The 14,699-nt window shown below is 65.0% G+C and carries 12 protein-coding genes; 6 read left to right on the forward strand and 6 right to left on the reverse strand.

All coding sequences use genetic code 11. The features are described from left to right. Window positions 1–188: 188 nt before the first annotated feature. Complete coding sequence (locus tag JOE31_RS20905) at window positions 189–971, reverse strand: IclR family transcriptional regulator (protein WP_209748686.1); 783 nt, start codon at window positions 969–971, stop codon at window positions 189–191. A 311-nt stretch (window positions 972–1,282) separates the two neighbouring features. On the opposite strand from JOE31_RS20905, the gene JOE31_RS20910 reads away from it, so the two are divergent. After that, entirely contained in the window at window positions 1,283–1,621 is a 339-nt protein-coding gene (locus JOE31_RS20910; protein WP_209747853.1) for a hypothetical protein, read from the forward strand. Between the two features lie 112 nt (window positions 1,622–1,733). Here the strand turns inward: JOE31_RS20910 and JOE31_RS20915 are convergent, their stop codons facing one another. After that, window positions 1,734–3,317, reverse strand: coding sequence for an HNH endonuclease signature motif containing protein (locus JOE31_RS20915; RefSeq protein ID WP_209747854.1), 1,584 nt, complete (start codon window positions 3,315–3,317; stop codon window positions 1,734–1,736). A gap of 237 nt (window positions 3,318–3,554) precedes the next feature. Between JOE31_RS20915 and JOE31_RS20920 the strand changes: the two genes are divergently transcribed. Next, window positions 3,555–5,108: an amino acid permease gene (locus JOE31_RS20920; RefSeq protein WP_209747856.1), complete on the forward strand. Its 1,554-nt coding sequence runs from the start codon at window positions 3,555–3,557 to the stop codon at window positions 5,106–5,108. A 16-nt stretch (window positions 5,109–5,124) separates the two neighbouring features. Here JOE31_RS20920 and JOE31_RS20925 read toward each other — a convergent pair whose 3' ends face one another. Further along, complete coding sequence (locus JOE31_RS20925) at window positions 5,125–7,023, reverse strand: polysaccharide deacetylase family protein (protein ID WP_209747858.1); 1,899 nt, start codon at window positions 7,021–7,023, stop codon at window positions 5,125–5,127. A gap of 1,223 nt (window positions 7,024–8,246) precedes the next feature. On the opposite strand from JOE31_RS20925, the gene JOE31_RS20930 reads away from it, so the two are divergent. Both JOE31_RS20930 and JOE31_RS20935 read left to right on the forward strand, forming a co-directional pair. Continuing rightward, window positions 8,247–8,525, forward strand: coding sequence for a hypothetical protein (locus JOE31_RS20930; protein ID WP_209747859.1), 279 nt, complete (start codon window positions 8,247–8,249; stop codon window positions 8,523–8,525). A 28-nt stretch (window positions 8,526–8,553) separates the two neighbouring features. After that, entirely contained in the window at window positions 8,554–9,189 is a 636-nt protein-coding gene (locus JOE31_RS20935) for a LysE family translocator (RefSeq protein ID WP_209747861.1), read from the forward strand. A gap of 120 nt (window positions 9,190–9,309) precedes the next feature. Here the strand turns inward: JOE31_RS20935 and JOE31_RS20940 are convergent, their stop codons facing one another. Beyond that, complete coding sequence (locus JOE31_RS20940; RefSeq protein ID WP_209747863.1) at window positions 9,310–10,059, reverse strand: 3-hydroxybutyrate dehydrogenase; 750 nt, start codon at window positions 10,057–10,059, stop codon at window positions 9,310–9,312. A 90-nt stretch (window positions 10,060–10,149) separates the two neighbouring features. Continuing rightward, window positions 10,150–11,529, reverse strand: coding sequence for an MFS transporter (locus JOE31_RS20945; protein WP_209747865.1), 1,380 nt, complete (start codon window positions 11,527–11,529; stop codon window positions 10,150–10,152). A 132-nt stretch (window positions 11,530–11,661) separates the two neighbouring features. Between JOE31_RS20945 and JOE31_RS20950 the strand changes: the two genes are divergently transcribed. After that, a complete protein-coding gene (locus tag JOE31_RS20950) occupies window positions 11,662–12,558 on the forward strand; it encodes a LysR family transcriptional regulator (RefSeq protein WP_209747866.1) in 897 nt (298 codons plus the stop codon). A gap of 177 nt (window positions 12,559–12,735) precedes the next feature. Next, complete coding sequence (locus JOE31_RS20955) at window positions 12,736–13,482, forward strand: GAF and ANTAR domain-containing protein (RefSeq protein WP_209747868.1); 747 nt, start codon at window positions 12,736–12,738, stop codon at window positions 13,480–13,482. A gap of 234 nt (window positions 13,483–13,716) precedes the next feature. On the opposite strand, the gene JOE31_RS20960 is transcribed toward JOE31_RS20955, so the two are convergent. Next, a complete protein-coding gene (locus tag JOE31_RS20960) occupies window positions 13,717–14,643 on the reverse strand; it encodes a spermidine synthase (protein ID WP_209747870.1) in 927 nt (308 codons plus the stop codon). Between the last annotated feature and the right edge of the window lie 56 nt (window positions 14,644–14,699).

Consider the following 14,699-nt stretch of genomic DNA (forward strand, 5'->3'; position numbering starts at 1 on the left):
TTTCGGGTGGTTCGCGGGAAGAGGTTCTGTATCAACTAAAGCCTGTCCGCGGGTGCGGAAACAGGGCTTTCGGAAGGGTGCTGTCCGGGATTCCAGACGCGCTCCCAGTGCCCAACTGGCTGGCAGTTAACGTCGCGAAAAGCGCTTTTGGCGACGTTAACTGCGAGCTAGTTGGGCTGCGGTGCGGACTAGCCCGCGGGGCGGCCGTGGATGCGGACCGAGAGCTCGTCCGCCACCTTCCGGACGCGGGCTGCGAGGGCCGGCCACTGGTCCGCCGGGAGTTTGTCTTCGAGGAAGGTCACGGCGACGGCCGCCGTCGGCCATCCCACGTGGTCCGTCACCGCGGCGGCAATCGAGCCGAAGCCGGGCGTCACCTCACCGTGTTCGGTGGCATAGCCGCGCTGCCGGACTTGGTCCAGGTGCGAGGACAGCGCCGAATACTTCATGATGGCGCCCTCCACCTCGTGCCGGGCCGTGAAGGCGGCGGCATTCGGGTACAGCGCACGGACCTGCGACTTGGGCAGCGCCGCGAGGATGGCACGGCCGCTGGCCGTGAGGTGGCTGGGCAGCCGGACGCCGACGTCGGTCACCAGGGACGGCCGGTTCTTGGCACGCTCCTCCACGATGTACAGCACGTCGCGGCCGTGGAGCACCGCCAGATGCGCGCTTTCGCCGATGACGTCCACCAGGGAGGCGAGCATCGGCCGCCCCAGCCGGGACAGCGGTTCCTGCCTCGAGTACGCGGAGCTGAGTTCGAAGGCGCTGATGCCCAGGCCGTACCGCTGCTCCTCGTGCAGATGCATCACGAAGCCGTTGGCTTCCATCACGCCGAGCAGGTGGTACACGCTCGATCGCGGCAGGCCCAGCGCGGTGGCAATGTTCGACGCCGCCATGGGGCCGCGCTTGGAGGCCAGCAGCTTGAGGATGCGCAGGGTGTTTTCGGCCGCCGGAACTTTCGACGTCACCTTCATTGCCGGCTTTAGTGCCGCGGTCGACGCCGCTTTTGGCGCCGTCTTTGGCGTCGCTTTTGGCGCTTCCCGCACGGGCGACTCACTGTCCGCCATGTGTCCTCCATCGATCGCAGCCGGACACCCGCACGGGTGTCCGGTATCCCGTACTTAAGCGTGCTCCCCTCCGGGGCGCCCGGCGATGCCATCGAACCACACCGGTGTCCGGGATACCAGACATTCTCCCGCGGGTGGGCGGCCGGGGCTTCCGCCCCTATGCCGTGCCACCCGTTCGGTGCTTGGATGGAGGTCACGGACAGTTGCGGGAGGTCGCCATGCAGTGGATTGCCGGGCTGTTCCTTATCGCCCATGGACTGGTCCATCTCGCCATCTGGCTCCCCAAGCCGGACCCGAAAGCACCGTTCGACGTCGGACGCTCCCCTTTCGCCGGCAACGTCAGGCGCGTTGCAGTGGTGCTGGCTGTTGCCGCCACCGTTGTGCTGGCCGCGGGCGGCATAGGGCTAATCGGCGGGACGTCCTGGTGGGTCCCCGTCACTGTTTCCGGGGCAGCGATCTCGGCGGCGCTGCTTCTGCTGACCTTCAACAAGTGGTGGCTCATCGGGCTCGGAATCAACGCCGCCATCATCGTGCTGAGCACGCAGCAACAAGGCTAGGAACAAGGCGGTAAGCACGTGGCCATGACCAAACCACCGGCAGGGAAAATCGGCCTGGTGGCCGGGGCCAACCGCGGGGCAGGGTGCCGCCGAGCTGACGTCCGCGGCCTAATTAGCGGACCGAGTAGCTCTCTGAGGACAGAAAGAGCTCCCATTCCACGAACGGGTCTTCTGCATGCGGATAGTCTGCCGGTTCGAGATCGGGCAATGGGTCGTCGTCTACCGGCAAGTCACGGTCACTATCCGGCCCAGGATATGCGGGGAAGGGGTGGCCCGGACTGTTGTCGAACTCCTCGGGCGCGCCCGGCTCCGGGCTGTTAGCCAGGGCAACGGTCTCACTTGGCCAGCAGGGTGGTTCCCAGTCTGGTTGTTCGCTGGCGTAATGGCGGCCTGTGGGTGAAGTCCAGCCCGGCGGTTCATGGGTTCCGGCGCCGGAGGGTGCCCACCCGGTGGTGTGTTTGAGGCGGTGGTGTTTGCGGCACGGTTGGCCGAGGTTGCTGATCCCTGTGGTCCCGCCGAGAGCCCAGGCGAGGAGGTGGTCCGCGTCATTGTCCAGCGACTGGTTGTTACAGCCGGGGAACGGACATTTTCCGTCCCTCAGCCGGAGCCATTGCCGCAACGTTTTGGGGATACGGTAGCTGGTCCGTCCGATCTCCAACGGCGCACCATTCCGGGGGTCAGTCAGCACCCTCAGGAACGACGAAGCCCCCTCGGCGACAAGGGCTCGCCCCATGGACGGCGGGACCGGCCCGTACCCGTCCAGCATGGCAGGCTCCTCGCTTAAGCCCAGCAGCGAGAACACCGGAACGGTAATGAGTACCTGCGCTGCAGGGGAAGGCACCTCTCCAGCCACTGAGCTGCCTTCAGTTTCGCGGCCTGCAGTGAGGAGCCAAGTGGCTGCGACGTCGGCGCGGAGTTGGGTAAGGGTCCTGGCCTCGTCTGCTCCTTGGAGGGCCCGGGCGGCACTGGTGGTTCGGTCCCAGATCGCGGCGGCGGTGTCGGCGGGAAGGTACGCGGAGAGCCAGGCCATGCCGTCCCGGTCCGGGAGGTACTCGACCCGCCGGTCCCTGGCGCTCTTGGTGTGGCGTTCTTCGATGCTGACCGGGTGGTGGCGCTCCCGCCAGGTGCGGGCCTTGGCGCGGAAACGGGACGGGACGAGGTCCCCGGCCGGGCACCCGCGGGCGGGGTTTGGCGCGTCGGCGTCCAGGAAATGTGCCTCCAAACCAGCGGCTCCAGCCCGGTCGAGGTTGGCGGCTTCGTCCACCATGACTCTGGCGTGCTGCCAGGAAATACTTCCGGCCTGCAGCGCGGACAGCGTCAGCGGCAAGGCAGTGGTCAGGGCGTGGGCCTCGGCCAGGAGGGCGCCGGCGGTGCGTTCGCTGACTGTCAGGACACACGCGACCTCGGCAGTTACGGCCATGTCCTGGACTGTGTGTTCCTGCGGGGACGCTGGCGGCGGCGCGATGGCTGCGGCTGTTTCAGCGTATCCGGCGGCGAGGTGCACTTTCAGGGCAGCGATTCCGGATTCCATCCTGGCGAGCTCAGCCATTCCGTCCAGGCACGCATCCGCCCGGTCCCGAAGCGGGTCACGGCTGGCGGAGCCCACGTCGTCAGTACCGCGGCGGAACATGGCAGCCAACGCAGCGACGGAAGCCCCGATCGCCTCCGTCGTCTCCACGACCGCCTTGATTTCCATACCCAAAGCATCGCAGGAGGCACCGACATTCTTTGATGGCACAGCAACGGCCCGTAAGCGTCCGTTCGCACCCCGCACCGGGGCCGCAACTGTCCGTTCGCGCTGGAGGGGAAAAAGCGGACGTGTGCCGAACAGTCTGAAATGAAAGACACCAAACCTCCGTGAGACTCATCACGTAGGCCGCGAAAATGATCTGCTGGATGGCGATCCCCCTCCCAATGACGAGAAGGTATTCGCATGCAACAAGCCCCAACAGCAGCCAAAACAGCAGAACAAACGGCTCCCGAAAACACCACCACGGCCCCCGGCACCGCCGGAGGCACTGTCCGCGCCGCTGCGGGCACCGCCGTCGACGCTGTCCTGAACCGCGGACTCAACGTCCGCCACATCCGCTTCATGGCCCTGGGGTCGGCCATCGGCACGGGCCTGTTCTACGGCTCAGCCTCCGCCATCCAGAAAGCCGGCCCGGCGGTCCTCCTGGCCTACATGATCGGCGGCGCCGCCGTGTTCATGGTGATGCGGGCGCTGGGCGAGATGGCCGTGCGGCACCCCGTATCCGGCTCCTTCGGCCAGTATGCCAGCCGCTACCTCGGCCCGCTGGCCGGGTTCGTGACCGGCTGGACGTATGTGTTCGAGATGGCCATCGTGGCCATTGCGGACGTCACGGCCTTCAGTATCTATATGGGTTTCTGGTTCCCGGACGTGGAGAGGTGGATCTGGGTCCTGGCCATCATCTTCTTCCTGGCTGCCCTGAACCTGCTCAGCGTCAAGGTGTTCGGGGAGCTGGAGTTCTGGTTCTCGCTGATCAAAGTCGTGGCCATCATCGCCATGATCGCCGGCGGTGCGGCCATCATCATCTTCGGTTTCCAGGCAGGCGGGGCCACCGTCGCACCGGGGATCGGCAACCTGGTGGAGCACGGGGGCCTGTTCCCCAACGGCTTCGAAGGGCTCCTGGCCTCGTTCGCCGTCGTGATGTTCGCCTTTGGCGGGATCGAAACCATCGGCGTCACAGCCGGTGAAGCTGCCGACCCCAAGAAGGTCATCCCCAAGGCGGTCAACACCGTGCCCGTGCGCGTGCTGCTCTTCTACGTGCTGACCCTGGCCGTACTGATGAGCCTGTTTCCGTGGAACGAGGTGGGCACCAACGGCAGTCCGTTCGTCCAGATCTTCAGCGGCCTGGGCATTCCCGCCGCCCCGCACATCCTCAACGCCGTGGTGATTACCGCAGCCCTGTCCGCCATCAACAGCGACATTTTTGGTGCGGGCCGCATCCTCTTCGGGCTGGCCCGGCAGGGCCACGCACCGGCCAGCTTCGGCAAGGTCTCGCGCCACGGGGTGCCGTGGATGACTGTTGTGATGATGGCCGTCGTCCTGCTGGTTGGGGTGGTCCTGAACGCCGTCATGCCGGAGGACGTGTTCCTGCTGATCGCCTCAATCGCCACCTTCGCCACCGTCTGGGTATGGGTCATGATCCTGGCATCCCATGTGGCCATGAAACGGGAGATCGCCCGCAGGGGGCTGCCGGCGTCGGAATTCCCTTCTCCGTGGTGGCCGGCGGCCTCCGTCCTGACTATCGCATTCATGGCGATGGTGATCGCGATCCTGGGTGCGTTCGAAGACTCCAGGGTTGCGCTCTACGTGGGCGCGGTGTGGCTGGGCGTGCTGGTGCTGGCCTACCGGCTGTGGGTCCGCGGCCATGGCCGCGCCCGCGCCGAACTGGTGGATGAGACGGCGTCGAGCCCCGGGGAGGACGCCTCAAGGCACATGGCGGACTCCAGCAGCGAGCACTGAAGTCCGCCGTGTGCATCTACAGGGCCGGCGCTCCAACGGAGTCGTACATTGCGTAGTCGTCGGTGGTAAGGGTTCCGTCACTGAAGAGGTTCAAGCCGAAACTGACGGCAGTGGCACCTGCGGGCAACTCCGGGGTGGTGAATTCCGCCTGGGTGTAGGCGCTTGCCGCCGCAAACCACGGGCTCGACGTCCAGTAGACCCAGGAACCGGCGGCGTTGAGGTAGTAGATAGAAAACTGGGTTACCGCCGTCGAGGTGTACCACGCACGGAGTGAATACGTATGTCCCCCGATGGCCGGCGGCGAGCAACTCCCGGTGTCCATAGTGGGAAGGAGTTTGGCGTCACCGTCGACATAGCCGGAGATGACAACCTGGCCGGCGCCTGCACCGCTATGCGCGGTCGCCACTGACGCGAAGGTCGCTACGTTTGTGCCGTAACCACTGGTCTGCCAGCACTGCGCAGCAGTCCCCGTTCCTGCTGTTTCCAAGCTGGCATTCTGCACTAAGTTAGTGCCCGGAGCGGGTGGTTCTATCGCGGGAGCGCTGGCAACATCGAATAGTTCGTAGTCGTCAGTCGTCAGGGTTCCGTTGCTGAACAGATTCAACCCGAAACTGATTCCCGTGGCTCCGTCGGGAAGCGCTGGCGACGTCCACGCGGCTTTTTGATAGGTAGTGGCTGCTGCAAACCAGGGGCTTGAAGTCCAATACTGCCAAGCACCGAGGCCGGTTCGATAGTAGACCGCGAATTGTGTGGGCGCGGAAGACGTGTACCACGCCCCAAGTTTGTATGTGTGTCCAGCTGTTGCCGAGGGAGAACAGCCCCCCAAGTCCAGGGATGGGAGCCATTTGGCGTCGCCATCGACATAGCCTGCCATCACCAGCTTCTGCGCCCTGCTGCCTGTCCGGCCGGGGCTGACCGTGGTGAAGGTCGGTGTGTTGGTTCCGTAGCCGCCAGCCTGCCAGCACTGCGGCACACCGTTACTTAAGGTCTCCAGACTTGGGTTCTGGACCAAGTTGCCCCCAACAGGCTGGGCGGGAACTGCCGGTCCCGACACGGCGGGCTTCACTGTGCCGCCGACGGCCTGGTTCACCGTCTGAACCGTCGTGGTTGCCGGCCGCGACTTCAACCACACGGCAAACTGTTCGAACAAGGCCGGCGTGATGTTGAGGGGGTCGCTACTGGCGGCATCAATGTGGTGGAAAGTCAGTTGTATCCAGCCTCCGACGCTCTCAGCCTGCGTCACCGAGTCTTGCAGGTCGGCAAGGGTCCATGTGTTTTCCACCTGATCCGGGGCTGCCGTGTTGAAAGCGTTGCCCGGAGGCATCGTCTCTGCCAAGTTACACGTCGGGCAACTGAACCGGGTCTTGATGTCGCCCAGACCACGGGCACTGTTGTAGCCGCAGTTCTGGGCCACTGTTTCCATTGCGGGATTCTGCGAGGCAAACGGATAGGCGAAGCTTGTTACAGGGAAGCCCCAACTGGTCAGGTTTACACGGTCATTACAGATCTGACGCGCTGCCTCGTCCACAGGAAGCGTCACCAGGTCCGGGTGCGTCACGGAGTGCCCTCCGATTTCGTGCCCGCTTGCCGCGAGTCCCTGCAGATCTGCCACCGTCATGTAGCCAGGCCGGTCGGTAAAGCCTGATGTGATGTAGAACGTTCCTTTGAGTCCGTGCGCGTTCATGATTTGTGCAGCGTTCAACTGATCAGCATTGCCGTCGTCGAACGTGAGGGACACCACGGTGGGTTCGGCTGCCTGTGCGACGGGAGCCTCCGCGAGGCCGGCAATTGCCAGGGCTGCGACCGTTGCCAGGGCCCACGTAACGCGCGCAGCATGGCCTCGTAGCGACGCGGAACGAGGCGGGGAAGAGAGCGATTTCCGTGGTATTTCTTCGGTTCCGGGAAGGATTCTCATCAGCTGGAGCTCGATTCAGTAATGGCTTTAATTCGATTGGACGCGGCCAAGGCTGGTATCAACCGGAGACGCGCGGAATGGACTCTTTAGTCCGAGCCGAGGAAGTGCAAAATGTGTCCTTCCCTAAGGCCGTCGGGTAACTGTGGGCGTGTTCAGTTTGCAGGGAGCCAGTCGACGTGCGAATCGTAGTCATAGACCCGGCATACTCGCTGACTAGTTTCCGTCGGGCTGTTGAGCATCTGGGTGGTGACAGTCATGCTGACGTCGTAGGATGCGAGGCCGGATGTGGCAGTCGATCGCTGTGGAACGCTCAGGAAATCAAGCGATACCAGCGTGAACGGCCTCCCGACCACAGGGCCTGCCACGATACTTGAACTAGCCGCGTCACTTTCCAGGCGACTGCTGCAGCTGTCTTTGACACGCTGGACCGTAACGGCATCGGCGGGAGCTTCTGTAGCCACGGCTGTCTGTGGTGCCGACGCGGGGACTGAAGCGGGCGAGCCAGGCTCCGGTTCCGAGGCTGCAGCAGAGGCGGCGTCCGGAGAGTCGGCTGCAGGTCCCGAAGACTGGGCGGGCGGACCAGGTTCGGAAGCTGCCGCCGAAGGCCCCGCGGCCTCGACGGATTCCGCTGGCGCTCCAGACACGGTGGCTCGCGGGGATGCTTCTACGATGTTGGACGGTGAGGGTGAACTGGCAGCGGCCGGTTCACCACCTCCTGTCCTGCTCTCAACCGGCATCTGAGCGAATCCAACGGTGATGCCCCCCACGATCAGGGCAGCAACGCCCGCGCCCACGGGTAAGAGCATGTTGGACGGCAATTTTTTCACGGAGACCCCTTCTTGTTCGCACTGCCCGGACGACGGCCGAACACCCTTCGGATACCGACTATGCACTTCGCCGCAAAAGCCCCGAACCCGACTTTTTTGATCATAGGGTTTTCGAAAAAGACCCGCGTGCGTATGGCCTACCTGTCTTTGAGGCGCTGTCACTCGGTTCGGCCCCCGATTCTCCACTTGTCCGGTCCCCTCGGAGGGAGGCAGGTAATCCCCCAAAAGATTCCGAGTGTTGGACGGTACAGAAGGGGTAGGAGTTACGCATGCGACGCGTGGGGTTTGGCCTTTAGGTTAGACAACAGGCGCAGGCCGGACAATCGAACCCTTTGCTGCAGCTTCCGGACCGCCTGCACGTCCTGCTGGTCCAGGCATTGCAAAGGAGTGGTTTTGATGAAGGATCTTCCAGCTTCCCGGCCTGCCCTCCCCCGCGACAAGCGCCGTTTGATCTCTTGGCTCAGCGACGCTGCGGAGAAAGTGCGTACGGCCACTGTGCCTTTCAAGATCGGCGACGTTGTACTCGGGGACGACCCGTTCAACGGCCGCAGGCTGGGCGTGGTGGCAGTGATCCGCGGCTCGTCGCTCGGCCTGCGGACGGCGGCCGACGCCCACCCCGACCTGGTGCCCGAGGTGATCTACTACGACTACCGCCAGGTGAGGACGCCGGAGTAACGCCCGGCGGCGCGAGCTAGAATCAGTCATGGTTCCGCTGAGCAATCTGCTGACTTTTGCCATGGCAGCCGCCGTCCTGATCGCCGTTCCCGGACCGAGCGTGCTGTTTGTGATCGGACGCAGCCTGGCCCTGGGACGCAAGGGCGGGCTGCTGAGTGTCCTGGGAAACGCGCTGGGGATGGTTCCGCAAATCGCCGCGGTGGCGCTCGGTGTTGGAGTTGTGCTGGCACAGTCAGTGCTGCTCTTCACCACCGTCAAGTTCGCCGGCGCAGCCTACCTGGTGTTCCTCGGCATCCAGGCCATCCGGCACCGTGGAACAAGTACGACGGCGGCCGGTCCTTCGCGCTCCGCCTCCACTTTCCGTGTGCTCCTGCAAGGATTCATTGTGGGCGCCACCAACCCGAAGTCGCTGGTGTTCTTCGTTGCGGTGCTGCCCCAGTTCGTGGAGTATTCCGCCGGCGGCATTCCTCTGCAGCTGGCCAGCCTCGGCGCGGTGTTCCTGCTGATCGCCCTTGTCTCGGACAGCGTCTGGGCCCTAGCGGCAGGCACGGCCCGCCAGTGGTTCGCGCGCTCCCCCAAGCGCATCTCCACCCTCGGCGCCGCAGGCGGAGCAATGATGATCGCCCTGGGAGGCACCCTCGCCTTGACAGGCACAAAGCACTAGTTAGGGCCGCCCGCAGTTGGAAGCGGGCGGCATCGGGCATGTGGAAGCGTGCGTCTAAGCGAGGAACGAGCGAGCACGCGGAACATGTCCGGGCCGCCCGCAACTGCGGGCGGCAGCAAACTACCGCGCCGACCAGCCGCCGTCCATGGTGTAGCTGGCGCCGGTAACCATGCCGGCGTCATTCGAGGCGAGCCAGGCGACCAGCGAGGCGACTTCCTCCGGCTCAACCAGGCGCTTGATGGCGGACTCGGTGAGCATGATCTTCGCCAGCACCTCGGATTCGGGGATGCCGTGGACCTTGGCCTGGTCAGCGATCTGCGACTCCACCAGGGGCGTGCGCACGTAGCCGGGGTTGATGCAGTTGGACGTGACCCCGTGAGCCCCGCCCTCCAGCGCCGTCACCTTGCTCAGCCCTTCCAGGCCGTGCTTGGCGGACACGTAGGCGCTCTTGAACGGGGAGGCCCGGATCCCGTGCACCGACGAGAGGTTGATGATCCGGCCGAAGTTGTTCGCATACATGTGTGGCAGCGCCGCCCGGATCAGCAGGAAGGGCGCCTCCAGCATGAGGGTGATAAGCCGGCGGAAATCGGCCGGCTCGAAGTCCTCAATAGGGCTGATGCGCTGGATTCCGGCGTTGTTGACCAGGATGTCGCAGTCCAGGCTGGCGGTTGCCAGGGCATCCACATCCAGCAGGTCCACCGCCCAGACGGTACCGCCCACTTCATCGGCAAGCGATGCTGCGGCGGCCTCGTCGACGTCCGCGATCACCACTTTGGCGCCCCGTGCGGCGAGGGCCCGCACACTGGCTGCGCCGATCCCGCCGGCTCCTCCGGTGACCAGAGCCTTGCGGCCGTTCAGCGTGTTTTCCATAACCAGCCTTCCTGTTCAAATGATTCTGTTCAAATGATTCAACGGGCCGGCCGGCTCCAGCAGGGCTGGAGCCGGCCACAATCCAGTAGCTCAGCGTGTGGCTGCTACCGCCAGGCCTTCGCGCTCGGCGTCGGCCCGGTCAACTTCCTCGAGGGCAATGCCTTTGGTTTCCTTGAGGCTCAACACTGCCACTGTGGTGACGGCACACGCCACCACCAGGTAAATGGCCGTGGGGACCCATGATCCGGTGTCCTTGAGCCACTGCGTCGCCAGGAGGGGCGCCAGCGAACCGGCGAAGATCGAGGTGACCTGCGAGCCCAGCGACACACCTGCGTAGCGCATCCTAGTGGGGAAGAGCTCCGCCATGAGGGCCGGCTGGCCCGCGTACATGAACGCGTGCAGGCACAGGCCGATGGTCACTGCCAGGACGATGACCACGGCGTTCTTGGTATCGAACATGGGGAAGGCGAAGAACGGCCAGGTGGCACCGGTGATGGCGCCGACCAGGTACACGGGCTTCCGGCCCCAGCTGTCCACGAGCCGTCCCACCTGCGGGATGACCAGGAAGTGGATGACGTGGGCGATCAGCAGCGCCAGCAGGAGCGAGGACGTGTCGTACTTATGGACGCTCTTGAGGTAAACGATCGCGAAGCTGACCACGAGGTAATACATGATGTTTTCCGCGAACCGGAGGCCCATGGCCTGCAGGATGCCCTTGGGGTACTTGCGGATGACCTCGCCGACGCCGTAGCTAACGGCCTGCTCCTGCTCCAGCTGTGCTTTCGCTTCCAGGAAGATCGGCGACTCGGAGACGTTGGTGCGGATGTAGTAGCCCACGAATACGATCACCGCGGAGAGCCAGAATGCCACGCGCCAGCCCCAGCTGAGGAAGTCAGCGCTGCTGAGGACGTTGGACATGATGAACAGGACCAGGGTGGCCAGCAGGTTGCCTACGGGAACGGCGGACTGGGGCCAGCTGGACCAGAATCCGCGGGACTCGTTGGGGCTGTGCTCGGCGACGAGCAGCACGGCGCCGCCCCATTCGCCGCCCAGTGCGAAGCCTTGGATGAAGCGCAGGAACACCAGGAGTGCCGGGGCGAGGTAGCCGATCTCGGCGAAGCCGGGGAGGCAGCCCATCAGGAACGTCGACACACCGATGATCACGATGGTGAGCTGAAGGGTGGGCTTGCGGCCCAGCTTGTCTCCGATCTGGCCGAAGACGATGCCGCCGAGCGGGCGGGCCACGAAGCCGACTGCGTAGGTGATGAAGGCCTGGATGATGCCGTCCAGCTCATTGCCGGTGGCCGGGAAGAAGTACTTTCCGAACACCAGGGTTGCTGCAGTGGCGTAGAGGAAGAATTCGTACCATTCCACTACGGTGCCAACCATGGAGGCTGCGACGATTTTCTTGAGGCCGGCGCCCTTTGGGGCGGGAGCGGCCGGTGTTGCAGAGCGTTGTTCTACGCTCATGTTGGTTCTCCTTAGTGTCCACGGTGACACGCGCTGTGATCCACAGCACTGAATGGGCTCAGATGAGTATTGCCGCAGAAACTCCGCGGTTCAATGGCCAAACCGGCACTCCTTGTGTGCAGAATTGCAGATATGGAAGCTAATCCCGACGACCTCCTCGTCCTGTTGGCCGTCTCGCGGTCAGCCAAATTCACGACGGCGGCGCAGGCCCTGGGCTTGAACCACACCACCGTCTCGCGCCGGATAGCGGCCTTGGAGAAAACGCTGGGCGGCCGCGTCCTCTCCCGGGCCGCCGGCGCCTGGGAACTCACGGAGCTCGGCGCCGAGGCCGTGCTGGTGGCCGAGCAAGTGGAACAAGCCGTGCGCAGCCTGGGCAAGCCCGGCCAGGCGCCGGACCCCATCACGGGAGTTGTCCGCATGACGGCCACGGACGGCTTCAGCGCCTACATCGCCGCGCCGGCGGTGGCGAAGCTGCGGCGCAAGCATCCCGGGCTCAGCGTGGAGATCGTGACTGTCACCCGCCGGGCCCTGCAGCAGCGCTCCGGGCTGGACATCGAGGTGGTGGTGGGCGAGCCCCAGGTGCACCGCGCCGAGGCCTTCAAACTAGGCGAATACGTGCTGGGCATGTACGCCTCGCGGGCCTACCTGGCCGAAAACGGGACACCGGCGACTGTGGAGGAACTGACGGAACATCCGCTGGTGTATTTCGTGGACTCCATGCTTCAGGTGGACGACCTCGACGCCCCGCGCAGGCTTGTCCCGGCCATGAAGGACGGCCTGAGCTCCACCAACGTGTTTGTCCATGTGGAAGCGACCCGCGCCGGTGCGGGAATCGGCTTCCTGCCCTGCTTCATGGGCGACCTGCACCAGGACCTGGTCCGGCTGCTTCCGGACGCTTTCTCCGAGCGGCTCCCCTACTGGATGGTGCTGCGGCCCGACTCCATGCGTCGTCCGGCCGTTGCGGCGCTGGTGCAGGCGCTGCGGGACCAGACAGTGGAGCACCGGGAGCACCTGCTGGGGAGGAACTGAGGGCTATGTTCAGGGCATCCGGCACGGCGTAGTGTCAGAAGTAGGGGATGTCGGAGAGCCTTCGCTGGTGTGAACGCGTCGAATCTGTGTATATCCACCATCGTGGCTGCGGGCGCTCAAGAGTCCGCGGCTCCCGCCCGGCCCCAAGGGTCAGGCATGTGAAGGATCGAGGCCGCCATGGCTCCCGGCACCGGCGACGCCCCGACCCCCGAGCAACTCCAGGATCTCTTGCTTGAAAGCCCCGGATTCACGGAGTTCCTCCTGGGCCTGACCACCATCTCCGCCTCCCGCCTAGGCGGCCGCAATCCGATGCTGTGCGCCATTACCGTGGAGCGCGACGGCAGCCCGGCAACCGTGGCCAGCAGCGACAACGAGGCGTTGCGGATGGACGAGAAGCAGTACGCCTACGACGACGGCCCTTGCCTGACAGCCCTCCGGCAACAGCACACGGTACTGGTCCCGGACCTGGGAAATGACCGCCGGTGGGAGCACTATGCCCTGGCCGTTTCGGGAGAGGGCATCCGTTCCGTCCTGGCGGTCCCCATCCGCACCGACCCCGGCGCCGCTGCTGCCCTGAACTGCTATGCCCGGAGCACCGACGCTTTCGACGCTGCCACCATTTCCTCCGTCGAGGAGCACACGGATTCCATTTCCCGGATCCTCCGCCTGGCACTCCGTGTCCATCCGGCGGAGATCTACCCGGAGCGCCTCCGGTCAGCCCTCAAATCACGGGCCGTCATCGACGCCGCCGTTTCGCTGATCATGGTCCAGAACCGCAGCAGCAGGGACCAGGCGATGGAGTTGCTACACCTGGCGGCGCGGGCCAGCGACAGCAAACTTCACACCATCGCCGCGGACATCCTCTCCGGCGCCGGACTTCCCGGCGGGGACATAACTCCCGGCGGGGACATCCGGCCGGAATGAAGGAAGCCTCCGCGCGAGTCAGGGGACTCAAGCGCGGAGGCTTCCTGCCCTCCGGTCTTGGGGGAAAGCGGAGAGCTTCCACAAACTTACAACGCCCTCAGGGCCCAAAAGCAAGAAATGGCTCCGAAAGCCGATTCTTGAGGCAACTTTGCGCTTGCCGCGACCTTATGTTGCAGCCGCCTTGTGCCTTTGTTGCGGGAACGGGGCCGGATGTCCTAATGCAGGAGCCGGCTGCTAGTCCGGTGCGCCGGGCGCCTCCGGTGCCGGGGCCGGTGCCGGATCGTGGCGGACGGCTGCGCCGGCGGCAAAAGCACGCACCTTGGCGTCATCCCAGATGTGGGCCGGTACGCCGCCGCCCAGGAGCCTGCGGGCCAGCCGGGGGTCGTCATCGAACGGCTGGTCGCTGCCGGCCATCACCATGTTGCCGTACCGGCGGCCCTTGAGCATGGCGGGATCGGCGATGATCAGGGTGTGCTCGAATACTGCTGCGATGCTGGCGGCATCCTCGCGGGCGTTCTTCAGGTCCGGAGCGTCCCCGGAATTCACCACGTAGATCCCGCCCGGGGCCAGCACCCGCCTGGCATGCCCGTTGAACTCTGCAGTGGTCAGCGGCCGTGGAGTGAGCGCACCGGCAAACACATCGCGGATGATCACGTCGCGGGTCTGGGGCGTGAGCGACTCGGTGACTTCACGCGCTTCGCCCACACGCAGCCGCAGCAGCGGGGCCTTGGGGAGGTCGAACCAGCCGCGGACGTACTCCGCCAGCTTGCCGTCCAGTTCCACGACCACTTGTCGGGCTTCCGGGTACGCGGCGTGGAAGTAGCGCGCCAGCGAGCACGCACCTCCGCCCAGGTGAAGTGCTCGCAGCTTGGGCCTGCCCTCCCGGGGCCACCGGGATTCGACCAGCGCGGCCATCCACCGCATGTATTCAAAGTCAAGGAAGAGCGGATCCGCCAGGTCGATGTGCGAGCTCATGACGCCGTTGATGCGCAGCAACCAGCCGTTCGAATTGTCCTGGTCCGCGATCAGCTCGCAGTCCCCGGTGTCGATGTAGTACACGCCCTCAACCGGACCGTCAGGGCGGGTTCCCTTGGGCACCTCCACTACTCCCGGCGTCGAACGTTCAGCGTTCCTGCCGGCAGGCCGGCCCTTACGTGCCATCTAGCCGGCCACCGTATTGCTCATGCCCCAACCCTAGTTGACCGGCGGGGGGCTTC

This window comes from Arthrobacter sp. PvP023 (assembly GCF_017832975.1).
Lineage (GTDB): Bacteria > Actinomycetota > Actinomycetes > Actinomycetales > Micrococcaceae > Arthrobacter.

What these genes read in the sequence shown, in the direction of transcription:
- JOE31_RS20905 (WP_209748686.1), bottom strand. Translation starts at nt 971, where the DNA reads ATGAAGGTGACGTCGAAAGTTCCGGCGGCCGAAAACACCCTGCGCATC.
- JOE31_RS20910 (WP_209747853.1), top strand. Translation starts at nt 1,283, where the DNA reads ATGCAGTGGATTGCCGGGCTGTTCCTTATCGCCCATGGACTGGTCCAT.
- JOE31_RS20915 (WP_209747854.1), bottom strand. Translation starts at nt 3,317, where the DNA reads ATGGAAATCAAGGCGGTCGTGGAGACGACGGAGGCGATCGGGGCTTCC.
- JOE31_RS20920 (WP_209747856.1), top strand. Translation starts at nt 3,555, where the DNA reads ATGCAACAAGCCCCAACAGCAGCCAAAACAGCAGAACAAACGGCTCCC.
- JOE31_RS20925 (WP_209747858.1), bottom strand. Translation starts at nt 7,023, where the DNA reads ATGAGAATCCTTCCCGGAACCGAAGAAATACCACGGAAATCGCTCTCT.
- JOE31_RS20930 (WP_209747859.1), top strand. Translation starts at nt 8,247, where the DNA reads ATGAAGGATCTTCCAGCTTCCCGGCCTGCCCTCCCCCGCGACAAGCGC.
- JOE31_RS20935 (WP_209747861.1), top strand. Translation starts at nt 8,554, where the DNA reads ATGGTTCCGCTGAGCAATCTGCTGACTTTTGCCATGGCAGCCGCCGTC.
- JOE31_RS20940 (WP_209747863.1), bottom strand. Translation starts at nt 10,059, where the DNA reads ATGGAAAACACGCTGAACGGCCGCAAGGCTCTGGTCACCGGAGGAGCC.
- JOE31_RS20945 (WP_209747865.1), bottom strand. Translation starts at nt 11,529, where the DNA reads ATGAGCGTAGAACAACGCTCTGCAACACCGGCCGCTCCCGCCCCAAAG.
- JOE31_RS20950 (WP_209747866.1), top strand. Translation starts at nt 11,662, where the DNA reads ATGGAAGCTAATCCCGACGACCTCCTCGTCCTGTTGGCCGTCTCGCGG.
- JOE31_RS20955 (WP_209747868.1), top strand. Translation starts at nt 12,736, where the DNA reads ATGGCTCCCGGCACCGGCGACGCCCCGACCCCCGAGCAACTCCAGGAT.
- JOE31_RS20960 (WP_209747870.1), bottom strand. Translation starts at nt 14,643, where the DNA reads ATGGCACGTAAGGGCCGGCCTGCCGGCAGGAACGCTGAACGTTCGACG.